Source organism: Pelagibacterium halotolerans, from assembly GCF_044811015.1.
GTDB lineage: Bacteria > Pseudomonadota > Alphaproteobacteria > Rhizobiales > Devosiaceae > Pelagibacterium > Pelagibacterium halotolerans_A.
In genome coordinates this window covers 3,643,075-3,659,946 of sequence record NZ_CP085243.1, presented here as the reverse complement: position 1 = coordinate 3,659,946, position 16,872 = coordinate 3,643,075, and the positions used below count along the sequence as shown (strand labels likewise).

At 59.7% G+C, this 16,872-nt stretch carries 14 protein-coding genes; 4 read left to right on the top strand and 10 right to left on the bottom strand.

Features of this window, described 5'->3' with window-relative positions:
* Positions 1-34 precede the first annotated feature (34 nt).
* The 4 genes from LG281_RS17620 to LG281_RS17605 all read right to left on the bottom strand — a co-directional run bounded on the left by LG281_RS17620 (position 35) and on the right by LG281_RS17605 (position 3,698).
* Positions 35-757 (bottom strand): TerB family tellurite resistance protein, encoded by a 723-nt coding sequence (locus tag LG281_RS17620; RefSeq protein ID WP_404403057.1) that lies wholly within the window; start codon positions 755-757, stop codon positions 35-37.
* Between the two features lie 252 nt (positions 758-1,009).
* Entirely contained in the window at positions 1,010-1,714 is a 705-nt protein-coding gene (locus LG281_RS17615) for a hypothetical protein (protein ID WP_404403055.1), read from the bottom strand.
* Between the two features lie 101 nt (positions 1,715-1,815).
* Complete coding sequence (metF, locus tag LG281_RS17610) at positions 1,816-2,736, bottom strand: methylenetetrahydrofolate reductase [NAD(P)H] (RefSeq protein WP_404403053.1); 921 nt, start codon at positions 2,734-2,736, stop codon at positions 1,816-1,818.
* 2 nt (positions 2,737-2,738) lie between these two features.
* A complete protein-coding gene (locus LG281_RS17605; RefSeq protein WP_404403051.1) occupies positions 2,739-3,698 on the bottom strand; it encodes an ArsR/SmtB family transcription factor in 960 nt (319 codons plus the stop codon).
* Positions 3,699-3,945: 247 nt separating this feature from the next.
* Here LG281_RS17605 and LG281_RS17600 point away from each other — a divergent pair, with 247 nt between their 5' ends.
* The gene (locus tag LG281_RS17600; protein ID WP_404403049.1) at positions 3,946-4,266 is read left to right on the top strand and encodes an ArsR/SmtB family transcription factor; all 321 of its coding nucleotides are present in this window, start codon (positions 3,946-3,948) and stop codon (positions 4,264-4,266) included.
* Between the two features lie 18 nt (positions 4,267-4,284).
* Here the strand turns inward: LG281_RS17600 and LG281_RS17595 are convergent, their stop codons facing one another.
* Both LG281_RS17595 and katA read right to left on the bottom strand, forming a co-directional pair.
* Positions 4,285-5,403, bottom strand: coding sequence for a DUF2336 domain-containing protein (locus tag LG281_RS17595; RefSeq protein ID WP_404403047.1), 1,119 nt, complete (start codon positions 5,401-5,403; stop codon positions 4,285-4,287).
* A 172-nt stretch (positions 5,404-5,575) separates the two neighbouring features.
* Positions 5,576-7,045 carry a catalase KatA gene (katA, locus tag LG281_RS17590; RefSeq protein ID WP_404403045.1) on the bottom strand — a complete coding sequence of 490 codons (1,470 nt, stop codon included), beginning with the start codon at positions 7,043-7,045 and terminating at the stop codon, positions 5,576-5,578.
* Positions 7,046-7,195: 150 nt separating this feature from the next.
* Between katA and LG281_RS17585 the strand changes: the two genes are divergently transcribed.
* Positions 7,196-8,110 carry a hydrogen peroxide-inducible genes activator gene (locus LG281_RS17585; protein ID WP_404403043.1) on the top strand — a complete coding sequence of 305 codons (915 nt, stop codon included), beginning with the start codon at positions 7,196-7,198 and terminating at the stop codon, positions 8,108-8,110.
* Here the strand turns inward: LG281_RS17585 and rarD are convergent.
* The 3 genes from rarD to ettA form a co-directional block, all read right to left on the bottom strand.
* Positions 8,107-9,066, bottom strand: coding sequence for an EamA family transporter RarD (rarD, locus tag LG281_RS17580; RefSeq protein ID WP_404403041.1), 960 nt, complete (start codon positions 9,064-9,066; stop codon positions 8,107-8,109). The two genes, LG281_RS17585 and rarD, sit on opposite strands and share 4 nt — an antisense overlap.
* 85 nt (positions 9,067-9,151) lie before the next feature.
* Positions 9,152-9,985, bottom strand: a complete 834-nt coding sequence (locus LG281_RS17575) for an alpha/beta fold hydrolase (RefSeq protein ID WP_404403039.1) — start codon at positions 9,983-9,985, stop codon at positions 9,152-9,154.
* A 105-nt stretch (positions 9,986-10,090) separates the two neighbouring features.
* Positions 10,091-11,746 carry an energy-dependent translational throttle protein EttA gene (ettA, locus tag LG281_RS17570; RefSeq protein ID WP_404406814.1) on the bottom strand — a complete coding sequence of 552 codons (1,656 nt, stop codon included), beginning with the start codon at positions 11,744-11,746 and terminating at the stop codon, positions 10,091-10,093.
* Between the two features lie 168 nt (positions 11,747-11,914).
* Here ettA and LG281_RS17565 point away from each other — a divergent pair, with 168 nt between their 5' ends.
* Together LG281_RS17565 and LG281_RS17560 are read left to right on the top strand one after the other, a co-directional pair.
* Positions 11,915-12,823 carry a TolB family protein gene (locus LG281_RS17565; protein WP_404403037.1) on the top strand — a complete coding sequence of 303 codons (909 nt, stop codon included), beginning with the start codon at positions 11,915-11,917 and terminating at the stop codon, positions 12,821-12,823.
* 244 nt (positions 12,824-13,067) lie between these two features.
* Positions 13,068-14,363 (top strand): alginate lyase family protein, encoded by a 1,296-nt coding sequence (locus LG281_RS17560; RefSeq protein ID WP_404403035.1) that lies wholly within the window; start codon positions 13,068-13,070, stop codon positions 14,361-14,363.
* A 5-nt stretch (positions 14,364-14,368) separates the two neighbouring features.
* Here the strand turns inward: LG281_RS17560 and LG281_RS17555 are convergent, their stop codons facing one another.
* Positions 14,369-16,549: an FdhF/YdeP family oxidoreductase gene (locus LG281_RS17555; protein WP_404403033.1), complete on the bottom strand. Its 2,181-nt coding sequence runs from the start codon at positions 16,547-16,549 to the stop codon at positions 14,369-14,371.
* Positions 16,550-16,872 lie beyond the last annotated feature (323 nt).

Sequence of the window (16,872 nt, the reverse complement as noted above, 5' to 3'; positions counted from 1 at the left end):
GCGTCAAGCCTTCAGACAAGAAACCGACCGTCGATCAGCCGATCAGGGCAGGTTTCAAACCGCGTGCCTGTTGGATTTCCCTGTAGGCGGTGTTGATCGACGCCATTTTTGCTGAAGCTAAGCCCAGCAATTCCTCGGGCACACCCTTGGCGACCATTCTGTCCGGATGATGTTCGGCAACGAGTTGACGGTAAGTGCGCTTAAGCTCGGCATCCGTCGCATCGGGGACCAACCCGAGAACCGCATAAGGGTCTCGCCGTCCGTTCGGCATCAACACATGCTGAGATGCGATCTGCTCAAAACGCACTGAATCGAACCCGAAGATGTCGCTGATCGACTGCAGATAGCTCAACTCATCCTCATGCACGAGCCCGTCGGCCGTTGCGATCTCGAAGAGTGCATCGAGTACATGCTCGAGCGTTGCGGGGCTATCGAGAAAAAGCTTCCGCACCTTGCGCGCATAAGTGTCGAATCCCGCGACATCCTGCTGCGCAAGCGCGAAAAACCTGTCAACGTGTGCATCCGCGCCCTGCGGAATGTCAACGAGCTTATGGAAGGTCGAAATTTCCCTCAGGCTCACGATGCCATCGGCTTTGGCCATCTTGGCCGACAGCGCAATGATCGACATGGTGAAGGCCGCATCGCGCCCGCCCGGCATCCAGTTATCCGGGTCGAATATCGACGCAATTCCGCCGGCAAGCCCCGTGCCTTCAGAAAATGATCCGAGAAATGCTGCAATGCGCTGCCAGATGGACATGGTTCGACTCCGCCTAGCCCAGGACATTACGCGGCATACGAGAGATTGGAACAGGACATCGGGCCGCAGTGAGAGCTGCGGACAGCCCGGCATGGGCGCCGCGCAAGGGCACATGCATGTCATGAATGGCTTGCCTTTCCTCTCCAGCAAAAGCGCAACGGACTGAACTATTGCTCAGCCGCAGGCGCTATTATGACCGATATTCGACGATATCCAAGCCCTAGCTAGGTAAAATATGTCTACTGAGCACGCCTACCAGCGGAAATCATAGTCGTCGTAGACGAAACCATAGGGATTGCCGGACTTGACGACAGGACGGACGGGAAAGGTCGTGGCGCCACGTGTCTGCTCTTCATAGACCCAGATGACTTCGCCATTGGCACCAACGACGGCCACCAGTTCATCCCGCCCCCGCCGGCCCGGCATGGGCTGGGACTCGCCGGTAAGCGGCGCAAGCGCAATCCGCTCCTCATAGCTCATGAACCCCGCTTCCGGACCCGGTCGTGCCGCCGCGCTGCCGGTGGATGCCGTAACGGTCCCGTAATCGATGGCTTGGCTCGCCGGAAGGCTCAATCCTTCCGGGCGCGGCATCGGCTTGGGTGGTTCGATCGCCGCGACTGCGGCAGGCTCGGCCTCCCTCGCGGGCGCAACCGTGGATGCCGGTTTCGGCTCGACTGCGGCGGTTTCGGTCGCGGCTAGGTTCGAGCCGCTATCGAGTGGCCGCCCGTTAACGGTCACGATCGGTTCCGGCCCATCGACAACGCGCGCTGGCGCTGAGGCTGTCCGTTCGGCATCAGGGACCTCTGGAATGCCCTGGCGCTCCGTACCTTCTTTATCTTGGATAGCTGGACCGGCCGTGAGCAAACCAAACGCGTCGCGCTGCATCCACCCGCCAGCAAAGGCAACGGCAGTCGCCAAAACAAACACGCCCATGGTTTTGGGTTGAGAGAGCATCATCGATCCGTCCTGACTGCCCCGCATGACGCAAAAGAGAATGCGCGATCATGGCACGAGTATGATGAATCGAGGATGAACCGATTGTGATCCCCCTCGCGACCTTATGGACGAATACCCAATAGCCGCGCGAGCGCAAGCACCAGACTGGACCGGTTAAGCGTATAGAAGTGGAATTCCGTCACCCCGGAATCCAGCAGTTCGGTCACCTGCTCGGCGGCGACCGCAGCGGCAACCAACGCGTGAGTTTCCGGATCCTCGTCCAGTCCGTCGAACCGTTCAGTCAGCCAATGCGGGATCGACGCCCCGCATTTTCCGGCGAATCCGGATATCTGCTTGAAGCTATGGATCGGCTGGATTCCCGGCACGATCGGTGCCTCGATCCCTGCTTTTCTGGCGCGCTCGACGAAGCGCCAATAGTCCGCGTTCTCGAAGAACATCTGCGTGATAGCCCGGTCGGCACCAGCATCGAGCTTGCGCTTGAGATTGTCGATATCGGCATCCCAATCCGGGCTCTGCGGATGCTTTTCGGGATAGGCGGCAACCGAAATGTCAAAATTGCCCAGCTTGCGGATGCCCGCAACGAGATCGGCGGCATTCTGATAGCCTTCAGGATGAGGCGTAAACGGCTGTCCGACGCCTTCGGGCGGGTCACCGCGCAGGGCAACGATACGGCTGATGCCCGCCTGAGCATAGCCCCTGATCACTTCATCGACATCGCGTTTGCTTGCACTCACGCATGTCAGGTGAGCTGCGGCAGGGACGCCGGTATCCTTTGTGATCTGCGAAACCATCCGCAGAGTACGCTCGCGCGTCGACCCACCTGCGCCGTAGGTCACCGATACGAAGCGCGGTTTGAGCGGCGCAAGACGCGAAATCGAGTTCCAGAACCGCGCCTCCATCGCGTCCGTCTTGGGCGGGAAAAACTCAAAACTCACCTTGATGTCGGGACGCACGGTCCCAGGTTGGCGGCTGGGTCGGGTGATGCCTTCGGTCTGCAGCACGTCGTCTCGTTCCTCTTTCATGGCTATCCGTCCTCTATGCCGGTGCGCTTGAGCACCCAAAGGCAAACGGTGAGGCCGATTTCGGTTTGTGGCGGGATCGCCTTGCGGCTGGCAACATCGAGTCCGGCCGATTGCGCCCAGTTGTCCATCTGCGCGTCGGACAACCCCAGCCGACGATGGGCCTGCTCGTCACGCAGAAATTCCATCTCATGGGGCGCAAAATCGACAACGATCATCTCGCCATCCGGCCTGAGGCATCGGGCGGCATTCGATATCGCCGCACCCGGATCGTCGAAATAGTGCAACACTTGGTGGACCACCACGCGGTCAGCCGCGCCCGCAAAGTCCTCGAGCGCACCGATATCACCAAGCCGCACCTGCCCGTTGGATATCCCCTCGGCTTCAAGCTTGGCCCGTGCCACACGCAGCATCTCACGGCTGGAATCGATCCCCGTACCCTGCTTGTAGTGCCCTGCCAGAAGCTCCAGCATGCGCCCCGTACCCGTCCCCAGATCGAGAAGCGTATCGACCTTGATGCCATCGAACAGCGACAGGATTTCCGCCTCGACGGCCGAGTCGGGAGCATGCAGGCTGCGCAGCTTGTCCCAGCTTTCGGCGATTGTGGCAAAAAACTCTTCTGCCTCCTCACGCCGGGCCTTACGTACGGCGGCGAGTTTTTCGCGATCCTGCTGCAATTGCGGCGCGTTCCGGTCGATCTGGACTTTGAGCCAGGCCGCAAAAGCGCTCCCTGGGCCAGTCTCGCACAAACGGTAGTAAGCCCACGCGCCTTCCGCGTAGCGGCTGACGAGATTGGCATCCGCAAGAAGCTTGAGATGCCGGGAGATTCTTGGCTGGCTCTGGTCGAGGATCTCGGTAAAGTCCTTGACGCTGAGTTCACCTTCCACCAACAACGCAAGAAGCCGCAACCGGGTGGTTTCGCCGGCGGCTTTGAGCATATTGACGATATCGTCCGGCTGATACACCCGACTTCCCTCGACTTTCGATTCGCGACAGGCTGTCTTCAACTATTGACATAAAGATATCTTTATATCACCCCTGTCAAGGGGACGTCCCATATGGTCCACCCTGTGGGAAAACGGCGTGATACCGCGTGCAAACGGTTCAAATTTGGACAACAGCCGCGCTCAGGGTTGAAAACCGCCCGCGCTCGTGCAATCCACTTTCTGGAAATAGACGGCAAGACTCGTTATTTCCGGGGACGAAGAAAGAATGACAGCCGTAGGTGCTATCGAAGCAAGGCCGCCTTCCATCGCGGTCGAAGCACAATCTTTGGTCTTTACCGCACTGTCCGATGCGACACGCCGCGCGATCGTAGAACGGTTGGCGGCCAACGGCCCCATGACGGTCGGACGGTTGAGTGAACCGTTCGACGTCAGCGCTCCGGCGATTTCACGCCATCTACGCGTTCTCGAAATGGCTGGGCTTGTGACGCGGTCTGTGGATCGGCAATGGCGTATCTGCACGCTAGAGCTCGACAATCTCAAGACCGCCCAGGCGTGGCTCGACCGTGTCGTTCAGGCGGGAAGCTGACGCTCCCGCCTTTCTCATTCAGGCGACTTCGTCCTCGGCAGCACGCCGGCGAAAGGAGTGCGTACGCCAAAGCTCGAAAATTCCGGCCGCCTCATCCTCGCTCAGCGCCTCGTAGCGCTTACGGACATTCTCGACATCCGCCTGTGATGGCAGATCCCGCCAAGGCAGGACGGCAATAATCATCCCGAAAAGCTCGGGCGGAATCTTGGCGGCGCGAGCGGCGACAGTAAGCGCGACATAATCCTGAAGTGCCAACCATTTGACCATGATCTCGGGCCGCACCTGCAAAAGCATCGTCAACCCGGCGGCGGTATGGTGGCCATAGCCGAAGCGCGTAAAACGATGCAGGGCTTTGAGGTCGAACCGCCGGCGATCGGCAAGCGCCTTGACCTGGTTCCAGGCGAGCTTCCATTCCTGCGAGGAGAACCCGGCACGATTTTTAATCCGGTTGTAGACGACGGCCTGAACCCTGTTGGCCGTCTCGCGGTTGGGGCTTTCGCTGACGAGCCCGAGCCGCTCGAGCGCCTTGGCGCCGGCAGCCGATACCTCGGCCCGCACACGCGCCCAGTCGATGTCCGCCCGGCCTCGCAAATCCTCTGCAAGCGAAGCGTTGTGCGTTGCCCGTACAGCAACTTTCTCAAGCGCCTCATTGCTCAGTTCGGCTTCCATGTTGCGCAGGAGCCGCGTAACCGAAGGCTCCCCACCAAAGGTTGCGATCGCATCGCTAACACGTCCCTTGAGCCCCTTGCGGCCGGCAATGGCAACGCGATGCGCCTCGCTTTGGTGCTCGACAATCTCGATCAGATCGTCGTCGGAAAGAACATTGGAAAACTCAAGAAGCGGCGCGGCGACCTCAATGACGTCATTGGCAAGCCGGACAACCGCAGTGCCAGGTGCCCGATCCAGCGGCGCAAGGAGTTTTGCAACATGTGCACGTGCCTCGACTTCGACGATATCGGCAAGTTGGCACAGCACCTCATCATACTGCGCAACCTGCTCATCGTCGCACCGGTCCGATACGTACGAAAACAATTGTGCCAGATTGCGGATGAGGTGGTCCCGCTCGGCAGCGTCGGCCTCGCCGTTAAGTACTCTGAAATTTGCGAACGCGCGAACGCTTTCGGTCGCCTCATTCATGTCACTCTCCCCGGCCCAATGCCGCATGTTCGCCGTACACTGCACCCAAGGGATTTTCGGCCCGCTGAATGGAGCAAACAGCATTTTACTAAAATGCTATGCATTCGGGATTTCGCGCAACGAAAAGGCCCGGCTCTTGCGAACCGGGCCTTGCGCCAAAGGAGAAGCCGGCCTATTCGGCGGCGGCTTGCTGCACCTGCTTGCTCGCAGCAATTGCAGCGCGCACACCGCCACCGTAATCGGGGTGCACCTGATCGAACAGCTTGCACTGACGCTCAACGATCGCGTCGGGTACACCTCTCATCGCAGCCGCGATGTTGGAGAACAACCTCTTCTTCTGCGTATCGTCGAACAGGCAGAAGAGCGCCCGCGGCTGACCGAAATCATCATTTCCATCGCGGTGATTGTACCGGTCGGCATCGCCTGAAATCTTGAGCGGCGGTTCCTTGACCGAGGGATCCTCAGCCGGGCCGTTCATCGAATTGGGCTCATAATACGCATCCGGATTGCCTGTCTTGCTACCAAAGAAGTTCATCTGCCCGTCCTTGTGATAGTGGTGGGTGGGGCATTTGGGTGCGTTGACCGGCAAGGCCTCGTAATGCGTACCAAGGCGATAGCGGTGCGCATCGGCATAAGAAAAGACGCGAGCCTGCAACATCTTGTCAGGCGAATGCCCGATACCCGGAACGATATTCGACGGCGAAAAAGCGACTTGCTCGATCTCGGCGAAGTAATTCTCAGGGTTCCGGTTGAGTTCGAGCACACCGATCTCGATCGGCGGATAGTCCGCGTGCGGCCACACTTTGGTGAGATCGAACGGATTGTACGGCGTCTTTTCCGCATCGGCCTCGGGCATGATCTGAACCTGGACGGTCCACTTGGGGAATTCGCCTCGCTCGATCGCGCCAAAGAGCTCTTCTTGATAGCTCTCGCGGGACCTGCCGATAACCTCCGCAGCCTCTTCGTTCGTATAGAACTTATGGCCCTGCCGGGTCTTGAAGTGGAATTTTACCCAGAACCGCTCGCCATTATCGTTCCAGAACGAATAGGTGTGTGAACCGTAGCCGTTCATGTACATCGGCGCGACCGGAAGACCGCGGTCACTCATCAGAATCGTGACCTGGTGCAGGCTTTCAGGCGAAAGCGACCAGAAATCCCACATCGCCGTCGCCGACCGCAGGTTGGTCTTGGGATGCCGTTTCTGGGTATGGATGAAATCCGGGAACTTCAACGGATCGCGCACGAAGAACACCGGAGTGTTGTTGCCGACAAGATCCCAGTTACCCTCTTCGGTATAGAACTTGATGGCAAAGCCGCGCACATCGCGCTCGGCATCCGCCGCGCCGAGCTCGCCTGCAACAGTTGAAAAGCGCAGAATCAACGGCGTTTCCGCGCCCGGCCGCAGTGCTTTGGCGCGGGTATACTTGGAAATATCGCCCGTGATCTTCAAAGTGCCGTAGGCACCCCAGCCCTTCGCATGCACGACGCGCTCGGGGATACGTTCGCGGTTCTGATGCGCCAGCTTTTCAACCAGCTGATAATCCTGCATCAGGACCGGACCGCGCGGTCCGGCAGTGATCGAATTCTGGTTGTCACCGACCGGTGCGCCGCCACTGGTGGTCAATGTCGGTTTGTCGGACATGAGGCCTCGTAGTTTGTAGAGATTCTAAACTGTCCACGTTCTATCGCGCGAAACTTGATCATGCAAATTGATATAACTGACAAATTCAATAAGATATGCTAATCATTCTGCGTGAAAGCCAATCTTTTGCTTTTTGCGCCCAAGGTCCCAATGTTCACCATATCGCTGCGACAACTTCACTACGCCCAAATCATCGCCGAAGAGGGACATTTCGGCCGCGCCGCGGCGCGATGCCATGTGACCCAGCCTGCCCTCAGCCAGCAGATCCGCCTGCTCGAAGAGCGCTGCGACGCACCGATTTTCGATCGCTTGGGCAAATCGGTACGCCTGACACCGTTCGGGCGCGACTTTCTAACACAGGCGGCGCGAGTCTTGAGCGCCGCTCAGGACCTCGAAACCCTCGCCGATATGTCGGCCGGCCATCCAGGACGGCCGCTGCGCTTTGGCCTGATCCCCACCGTTGCGCCCTACCTTCTGCCCGATATGCTGCCGGCGCTCGCAACCGAGTTGCCAGATATCCAGTTCGCAGTGAGCGAAGGCAAGACCGACCGCCTCGTGGCCGCATTGATCGATGGCGATATCGATATGGCGTTGATCGCGACTGAAAACCCGCATCCCGGTCTCGCTGAGGCCGACTTGTTCGCAGATCCGTTCGTGCTCGCAGCCCATTGCGACAGCCCCCTGTCCGATCCCGTCGACCTCACCCGCTTGCCGCGCGAAACCTTCCTGCTGCTCGAAGAGGGCCATTGCCTGCGGGACCAGATGGTAGACGCCTGCGCCCTCAAGCCCGAACTCCAAGGCAGGACTTTCGCAGCGACGTCTCTGGCAACCATTCTCGAACTCGTCGCCAACGGCTATGGTGTCACCCTGTTACCCACGATCAGCCTTAAACGCGAGCAGACCAACACCCGCATCAAAACCCTGAGCCTTGCGGCACCCGGCGCCGCCCGCACCTTGCGGCTGGTCTGGCGTAAGGGGTCGCCGCACGACACGCTGTTCAAAACGATCGCTATGACAATCGCCCGAACCGGTGAACGCCACCTCGCCTCCGAAATCGCTGCCTAACCCACGGCGCGCGTCGCGATCCGCTTCCGGCGCTGCTGCCAGGAATCCCAAGTGAACACGCCAAGCGAGCACCAAATCAGCACGAAACTCAAAAGACTTATGGGATTGAGCGGCTCACCGAGAATGAACACGGCGCTCAAGAAATGCAGCGACGGAGCAAGATACTGGAACATACCGATTGTCGTCAGCCGCAATTGTCGCGCCGCATAAGCAAAGAAAATCAATGCCATGGCCGTTAGCGGGCCGGATATGACCAGCGCTCCGACGTCGAGCGGATTGCCGTAGTAGACCGGCCCGGAAGACACCAGCACCCACCCGATATAGGCCAACGCGACCGGCGTCATCAGAAGCGTCTCGACGAACAACCCGGGCGCAGAGCCGACGGAAACGGTCTTGCGGCAGTAGCCGTAAAGCCCGAATGAGCATGCAAGGGTAAGCGCGACATAGGGGATCATCCCCAATCCAAACGATTGCACGATGACCGCCACGATGGCGATCGCGATGGCAAGCGTCTGCATCCGGTTTTGCCGCTCGCCGAGAAACACCATGCCAATGGCGATGCTCACCAGCGGATTGATGAAATACCCAAAGCTGATCTGCAGCACCTGCGCGGTTTCCACCGCCCAGACGAACACGAGCCAGTTGATCGCAAGCAGAACCGTGGATGCGGCCATGACAAGAACCGTCCGACGGTCCCGGAGCGCTGCAAAGACCTCAGTGAATCGCTTGCGGAAACCAAGGACGATGCCCACGAAGATAAGCGCAAACACCGTTCGATGCGCAACGATCGACGCCGAATCGACGCCTTCGAGTAGCTTGAAGAACAGTGGAAACCCGCCCCACATGCCATAGGCGCCCAGCGCCGCGAACACGCCGGCTCGAACATTGGGCTCGGGCGCTGCCGGACGAACAGGGGTCGCGCCGCGAGCAACGGGCGCGCCTTCGATCGATGTCATGGGAGAGGCCTTGTGTAGTCGGTCGCTTCAGCCAGAATAGCTGCGTGATAGCACCTGCGCCAACCACAGTTTGTGATCGACGCGATCAATCCGGGTTGGTTTCTTCCCCCACGAGGGCGGCGAGAAATTCAAGCAGAAGCGGATTGAAAAGGTCCGGTCGCTCAAGACTCGGGAGGTGCGCGGTGCCTTCGATCACGGCGGCGAAGGCATTTTCCATCTCTTCGGAAAGATCGTCGTGCCGGTGGATAATGTGTGGGAAGTCGAGATCGCCGGCGACCAACAGTGTCGGCGTATCGATGTTCCCCACCTCCTCAATCGCCGACTCTGCCGATTCCTCGCGCGTGAGCGGCGGCTTGCGCAGGATGGCGCCGTTCATCGCGTAAAAGAGCGTCCGTACATCGCCCTTGACTCGACCGCTGTCCGAAAGCGGACCATCGAGCCAGGCATGCGCTTCCACTGCGTTGATAGCATCGATGTCCCCGCTTTCTTCGACAGCCTCCATCGCGTTGACGATCCGCATGATGTCGGGAGAAAAATGCGGCGCCTTGGCGCCGGTAACCGAGGTGCCGATGAGCACGAGCCCAGCGACGCGCTCAGGCGACGCCAGCGTAAAATCGATCGCCAGAGCACCGCCGCGGGATGCTCCCACGACGACCGCGGCGTGAATCCCCAACGCCTCGAGCACCGCTTCGAGGTCTTCAAGGTGCGAGAAACCCTCGTCTGGCGTAACGGTCTGCCCGAATCCCCTCCGGTCATAGGCGACACCCCAATACCCGGCGTCGGCTACAGCCTCGAGTTGGCTCTGCCACATCCGGCTATCGCAGACCCCCGCGTGCAGAAAGACAACCGGAATGCCCTCGCCGGCTTCGAGACCAGCGAAGGTGACATCGTCGATGTCGAGGGTAAAAGGCTCTGCCAAATCAAACCCCTATCTACAATCGATGACAGGCCCTAACCGGCCCAAATATCAAACACGCCGCCGTCATATTGGCAGCGGCGTGCTTCGCTTCCGCAAGAATGAATTCTACCGCGTCAACGGCTTGTACGTCACGCGCCTGGGATTAACCGCATCGGGGCCGAGCCGGCGTACCTTATCGGCCTCGTAGTCCTCGAAGTTCCCCTCGAACCACTCGACATGGCTATCGCCCTCAAAGGCGAGGATGTGGGTGGCAAGGCGGTCGAGGAACATGCGGTCGTGGCTGATGATCACGGCGCAGCCGGCGAACTCTTCGAGCGCTTCTTCGAGCGCCGCGAGGGTTTCGGTGTCAAGGTCGTTAGTCGGTTCGTCGAGCAAGAGGACATTGGCACCGGACTTGAGCATCTTGGCCAGGTGCACGCGGTTCCGCTGGCCGCCCGAGAGCGTGCCGACGGGTTGTTGCTGGTCGCCGCCCTTGAAGTTGAACGACGACGTATAGGCACGCGAATTCACCTCACGCTTGCCAAGCTTGATAATATCGTTGCCGTCCGAAATCTCTTCCCAGACAGTCTTTTTGGGGTCGAGCGCGTCGCGGCTCTGGTCGACATACCCCAGATGCACGGTCTCGCCGACGGTGATCGAGCCACTGTCGGGTTGTTCCTGACCGGTCAACATCTTGAAAAGTGTGGACTTACCCGCGCCATTCGGTCCGATGACACCGACAATGCCGCCGGGAGGCAGTTTGAAAGAAAGGTTGTCGATCAAAAGCTGCCCGTCGAAGCCCTTGGAAAGTCCTTCGACATCGATGACGTTCTGCCCCAGCCGCTCACCGGGCGGGATGATAATCTGCGCGGTCGAGGACTGCGTACGCGCTTCGTTGACTTTGACGAGTTCGTCATAGGCCCGGATACGCGCCTTGGACTTGGTCTGACGCGCCTGCGGCGACTGGCCCAGCCATTCCTTCTCGCGCTCGAGCACCTTCGAGCGGGCCTCGTCCTCCCGAGACTCTTGCGCCATGCGCTTGGTCTTCTTTTCGAGATAGGCCGAATAGTTGCCCTCATACGGAATCCCCCGACCCCGGTCGAGTTCGAGAATCCAACCCGTAACGTTATCGAGGAAATAGCGGTCGTGAGTGATGATCAGGACCGCCCCGGGATATTCGCGCAGGTGCTTTTCGAGCCATGCCGTAGTTTCGGCGTCCAAGTGGTTGGTCGGTTCGTCGAGCAGCAGAAGGTCCGGTTGACTCAGGAGCAATTGGCACAGTGCCACCCTACGCTTTTCGCCGCCCGAAAGGGTGGTGACGCCGGCATGCGAGGGCGGGCAGCCCAAAGCCTCCATCGCCATTTCCACTTTGGAATCAAGGTCCCAGAGATCATCGGCGTCGATCTGATCCTGGAGCTTCGCGGCCTCGTCCGCAGTCTCGTCGGAATAGTCCATCATGAGTTCGTTGTAGCGGTCGAGGATCGCCTGCTTGTCCCTGACGCCGACCATGACGTTACCCTTGACGTCGAGCTGTTCGTCGAGCTGCGGCTCTTGCGGCAGGTAGCCGACCGTGGCGCCGTCGGCGGCCCAGGCTTCGCCGGTGAACTCGGTGTCGATCCCCGCCATAATCTTCAAAAGCGTTGATTTACCTGCGCCATTCGGCCCGAGGATGCCGATTTTGGCATCCGGGTAAAATGAGAGGTTGATGTTGTCGAGCACCTTCTTGCCCCCGGCATAGGCCTTGGACATTCCGTGCATGTGGTAGATGAACTGGCGGGCCATTAAGGTCACTTACCTCTGGATCGTCTGGAGTTTTGCGGGATGCAACGTGCCCCGTATGTAGGGCAAGGCGGCGCCAACGGCAATTGCCGTTTTATGCGAACCTGACAAGAGCTTGCTCAGAAAAATGAGCCAATTTCAAAATTCGCGCGCAAATGGGAGAGCTATTGAATGCCGATTGAATTGAAGGGCTATTTTACTCCGAGTGACAGAACGCTTGCGACCGGTCAGCGCGCCGAGTTGCGCACCATTGCGATCGACGGCAGCGGCGAGACCACACTGCTTGTCGCCGACCAGGTCATCGAAGCCCCCAACTGGACACCGGATGGCCGTGCGCTGATCTTCAACGCTGGTGGAGCGCTCTGGCACATGCCGGCGGATGGCGGTGCGGAACCTGAGCGGATCGACACCGGCGATATCCGAAGGCTCAACAACGACCATATCCTCTCCCCCGATGGCCGGATCATATATATGAGTAATGGCGACGGGCATATCTATGCCGTACCTATCGAAGGCGGGACGCCGCGCAAGGTCTCGAACGAGCACGACACGCCCTTTTCCTACTACTTGCACGGCGTATCCCCGGACGGCCGGACGCTGTCCTATGTCGCCATCGAAGGCCTCGGTCGGGATCGGCGGATCAATATCTTCACCATCCCCGCCGAGGGCGGGCCCGACACACGGCTCTCCGATATTGCCGAGCCCAATGACGGGCCGGAGTTCTCACCCGATGGCGAATGGATCTATTTCAATTCCGAGCGCGGGGCGCAAAAGCCGGGGCACGCACAGATATTCCGAATGCGGCTCGACGGCTCGGACATAGAGCAACTGACCGACGATCAGCGCGTCAACTGGTTCCCGCACATATCGCCGGACAATACCTGGTTGGTCTATCTCAGTTATCCCAACGGTACCGAAGGACACCCACCGGATAAGGAAATCATCCTGCGCCGGATGCGGCCGGACGGATCGGAGAAGGCCGACATCACGGCGTTCTTCGGCGGCCAAGGAACCATCAACGTCAATTCATGGGCGCCCGACAGCCGACATTTTGCCTATATCGCCTATCCGGTTGGCTAGAAGCAGGGTTCGTGATCCATTTGGGTCACGACGGCACTACTATGATACTTTATCGTTCTTTCCAGATCGACTTTGGGGGAGCTGTGACATGAGGCACTTCATAAAAGGTGCCCTGTTCTGGGCCGCAATCACTTTCGCGCCGGCACAGGTCCTCGCCGACAGCACGACAGCACAAGCGCAATGGGCTCTTGACCTGCTCGGGTACCAGCCGGGTCCGGTGGACGGCGCCTGGGGCAACCGAACCATGGGCGCGATGGAAGCCTTCCTCGAAGCACAAGGTCAAGCGTTCGACGGTGCATTGACTGAGAACGATGTGACCGCACTTTTCGAGGCACTGGACGATGTTCCCTTTAACGGCGCTCAGCTCGATGACCTGCTGGATCCCGCATCCGGCCGCACCAGCTATAACGCGGCCTTCGATTTTCTCCCCCCGGTGGACTTGAGGCAGGATTTTCCGGAGGTATCCACCCTCCAGCCCTTCTCTGTGGTTGCCGAACGCATTCGGGCCAACATCGGTTCTTCCGATCGCTACCGGGTCTGCAACTGGGTCAATTCAGAGTCTTTTCCCAGCCCGGAATCCGCGCTTGCCAGCTTTTCAAGTTACCAGCAGGCACGAACTGCCGGCCGCCACAGCCCTCATCCCGACAATCGCTGGTTTGAAGACATGCAGTTCTACTCTGCCCGCGCCGCTGCCCACGTCGCGGCGAACAGATCGTTGGCGGTCGCGCAGGAATTCAAGGAGGCACTTCTCGAATTTGCCGACGCCGGCGCAGCGCTTGACGGGTCAGCGCTTCTCGGACAGGACGGCAAAGTCATCTTTAGCCCGGACATGGCCGTTGCCATCCAGGCGACCACGGGCGTGACGCTGAGTTATTTGCTCGTCGAGGACCAACTGGACCTGACGCCGGACGAAATGGAGGCAATCGAGACGTGGCTGACGCGGCTGTTCGAGTTGTACGCCGACAGCTATTTTGCCCGGCATCAATCCGGCGCCGTTCGCGATGCACGTGCCGTCGAGCTCATAGGCCGCGCCTATATGGCAAACGCCTTGCTTACCGGGAATGTCGAGCGCTTTAATACCGGCGCCGATCTCGTGGTGCGCGCCATATCGTTTACGCGCGAGGACGGGTCGCACCGGTTTGGTGCATCGAGGGGAAACAGGGCCCTGTGGTACCAGGGCGTAGCTCTCACCGCCGCCCTCGAGGATCTTCTTATTCTGGAAAGCCAGGATCTTCCCGCCCGCGAAATCCTCGCGCCAACCATTGGTCGCATGGCAGGATATCTCGCCGATGCGTGGCAGGACAACTCAGTCCTCTGGCCCTACGCACGCGAGAACAATGCCACTTTCGCTAATGCCGACTATCGCGAGCAAGACAAGCTCGACGTCACGCCGGGGCTCGATATGTTCTTCGCACTCAGTCCCGATCATGCTTCGGTTCCGGCACTGCAGGAAGTTCGAGCGCTGCATCCCTGGGACACACTCTACTCGGAAAGCTTCAATACGACATGCATCGCCTTCGCGCTTGACCAAAGCTCATAGTGCGATCAGCCGATCCACACTCCCACCGACTTAAACGCCGGTGTCTTCGAGCGCGGGTCGACCTCCGTGCCAACCAGCACATTGGCTTCCGGGTAATAGGCCAACGCCGAGCCGCGCGGCACATCATAGCCCAACGCGATAACCTGCTTCATCGTGCCCCGCTCCGAGGCCAGATCAATCCTGCCGCCCTCCGGGATACCCATCTCGGCCATGTCGTCGCGGTTGAGCAGCACGCTCCAGCGCGGGGCATTGTTGCGGTAACTGTCCTTGTCTTCATAAACGATGGTATTGAACTGCCCCTCGCTACGGATCGTTGCCAGTGTCAGCGCTTTCCGTCCGTTTGAGGCCGGCTTGGGCGCGGGCATGGGAACCGTACGGAACCGCGCTTTCCCATCCGGTGTGCCAAATTGCGGTGCGTGAAGGACCCGGTTACGGATGTGGAATTCACGCTTGGCGACGTCGATATCCGCAAGATCCTCAAGGCCGGGTACGATCTTCGAAATCGCCTCGCGCACGCGCGTATGCTGCTTGAAGGTGCCGAAGTCGATAGGGCTGTCAGGCAGAACCGACTGGGCCAGATCGGACAGGATCACGCTTTCAGGCCGCACATTGGCAAGCCGGTTAATGCCACCGTCTGAGAGCCGGACGAAATTGAACATGGATTCCTGGGTCGTGGGCTCCCATTCCTCATCGCGCGCGGTAACCGGTAGGATGAGGCTCTCGGAGCGGTCATGCCCATGCACATGCCCCAGATTGAGCGTCGTCGTAAGATAGACCTTGAACCCGATCCGATCGAGTGCGTCGCGCGCCCATGCGGTATCCGGCGACGCGCCGTAGAGGTTGCCGCCCATCACCACCGCTGCGTCCATTTCGCCCCGGTGCGCAGCTTCCAGGCACGCCATTGTGTCCAAGCCCTTGTCACGACCGAGCGTAACGCCAAAGGCCCGTTCCATTCCGGCGAAGACGTCTTCGGCAACCATCGGCTTCACGCCAATCGTGCCGATGCCCTGAACGTTCGAGTGCCCGCGCAACGGCAATAGCCCGGCGAACCGGCGCCCGACCATGCCGCGCAGCAGCGCGAGGTTGGCGATCATTTCAACGTTTTCGACACCGTGGACATGGTGCGTCATGCCCATGCCCCAGGCGAAGACGGCGTTCTGCGCACGCCCGTACGTCGCCGCCACGCGCTCTATATCGGATTTCGCGACGCCGGTGGCGTCAGTGATCGTGGCCCAGTCGCAGGCTTCGATATCGGCGCGGAAGGCCTCAAAGCCAGCACCATATGCCGCGATGAACTCGGCATCGGCCTTGCCCGCTTCGAGCACCGCCTTGGCGATCCCCTTCATCAGCGCGATATCCGAGCCGATGCGCGGCTGGAGATAGTCCGAGGCGATCTCGTCTCCGCCCTTGAGCATGGACGAGGGCGATTTGGGAACGGCGAATTTGACGAGCCCGGGTTCTTTCGCCGGATTGATGACAATCACCTGCCCGCCCCTGTCGCGGCTGGCCTTGAGCATATGGATGAAGCGCGGATGGTTCGAAGAGGGGTTGGCACCGATAACGAAAATCAGGTCCGCACCTTTGAGATCAGCAAGTTCCACCGTCGCAGTGCCCTTGCCGATGGTCGTCGCCAGACCTTCGCTCGTCGCCTGATGGCAGTAATACGAGCAATTGTTGACGTTGTTGGTGCCATAGGCGCGCGCAAAAAGCTGAAAGATGAATCCTGCTTCGTTCGATGAGCGGCCCGAGGAATAGAAAAAACTGCGCCTGGGATCGGTGGCTTTCAGCCGGTCGGCCGCATGGGCCATCGCCCAATCCCAACTAACGACTTTGTATCTGTCCTCGCCGGCGGCCTTGTAGACCGGATCGCCAAGCCGCCCCAGATGTTCCATCTCCCGCCCGGTCAGTTCCTGAAGCTCAGCGATGGAGTGTTGGAAGATCGCGTGCGGGATGGCCGGCTGGATATCGGTTGACTGAGCCTGCACGGACTTGTTGCAGACCGAGGGGAATTCGCCCAATTCGTTGGTCATCCCGCCCATCTGGCCGCCCATGCCGTAAGCACAAGCCTTGCAGGCGTTCTTAGCCGTAAGCGCCTTCGCCGCCTTCCCGACGCCCATGCGTCCGACGGTCTGCAGCGTATAAAGAACCTTCTTGGGTCCGCCCCCGACGATCTGACGCTGACTCATGGCATTCCTCCTCGCCCCATTTGCCACCGGAGTGGTCGCGCTGGCAAGCGGCGGACGTGTACTGACAGGACAACATTAGGGTGAAACGATAATAGCACTTTGGCTGTGGGTGCTCAGTACCGTCCTCCCTGAACGCTGCGATCTTATCAGCGCCGAAGGCAGGACGATTGCACCTTTGCGACATCGGCGAAGCAAAAACACCAGCAGCTTTTTGAAGCGCGAACGCTTTGCGGGCGTTTCCGGCTCACCTCCTTGTCATGGGGACGGATGCTGGAACCGTGCGGCGCCGAAGCCATTTGCGGCCGGCCGTTCGCCGCTTGAAG

Bases quoted from the DNA above. Each gene is read 5' to 3' on its own strand.
- LG281_RS17620 (WP_404403057.1), bottom strand. From the start codon at position 757: ATGTCCATCTGGCAGCGCATTGCAGCATTTCTCGGATCATTTTCTGAA.
- LG281_RS17615 (WP_404403055.1), bottom strand. From the start codon at position 1,714: ATGATGCTCTCTCAACCCAAAACCATGGGCGTGTTTGTTTTGGCGACT.
- metF (WP_404403053.1), bottom strand. From the start codon at position 2,736: ATGAAAGAGGAACGAGACGACGTGCTGCAGACCGAAGGCATCACCCGA.
- LG281_RS17600 (WP_404403049.1), top strand. From the start codon at position 3,946: ATGACAGCCGTAGGTGCTATCGAAGCAAGGCCGCCTTCCATCGCGGTC.
- LG281_RS17595 (WP_404403047.1), bottom strand. From the start codon at position 5,403: ATGAATGAGGCGACCGAAAGCGTTCGCGCGTTCGCAAATTTCAGAGTA.
- katA (WP_404403045.1), bottom strand. From the start codon at position 7,045: ATGTCCGACAAACCGACATTGACCACCAGTGGCGGCGCACCGGTCGGT.
- LG281_RS17585 (WP_404403043.1), top strand. From the start codon at position 7,196: ATGTTCACCATATCGCTGCGACAACTTCACTACGCCCAAATCATCGCC.
- rarD (WP_404403041.1), bottom strand. From the start codon at position 9,066: ATGACATCGATCGAAGGCGCGCCCGTTGCTCGCGGCGCGACCCCTGTT.
- ettA (WP_404406814.1), bottom strand. From the start codon at position 11,746: ATGGCCCGCCAGTTCATCTACCACATGCACGGAATGTCCAAGGCCTAT.
- LG281_RS17565 (WP_404403037.1), top strand. From the start codon at position 11,915: ATGCCGATTGAATTGAAGGGCTATTTTACTCCGAGTGACAGAACGCTT.
- LG281_RS17560 (WP_404403035.1), top strand. From the start codon at position 13,068: ATGGGCGCGATGGAAGCCTTCCTCGAAGCACAAGGTCAAGCGTTCGAC.
- LG281_RS17555 (WP_404403033.1), bottom strand. From the start codon at position 16,549: ATGAGTCAGCGTCAGATCGTCGGGGGCGGACCCAAGAAGGTTCTTTAT.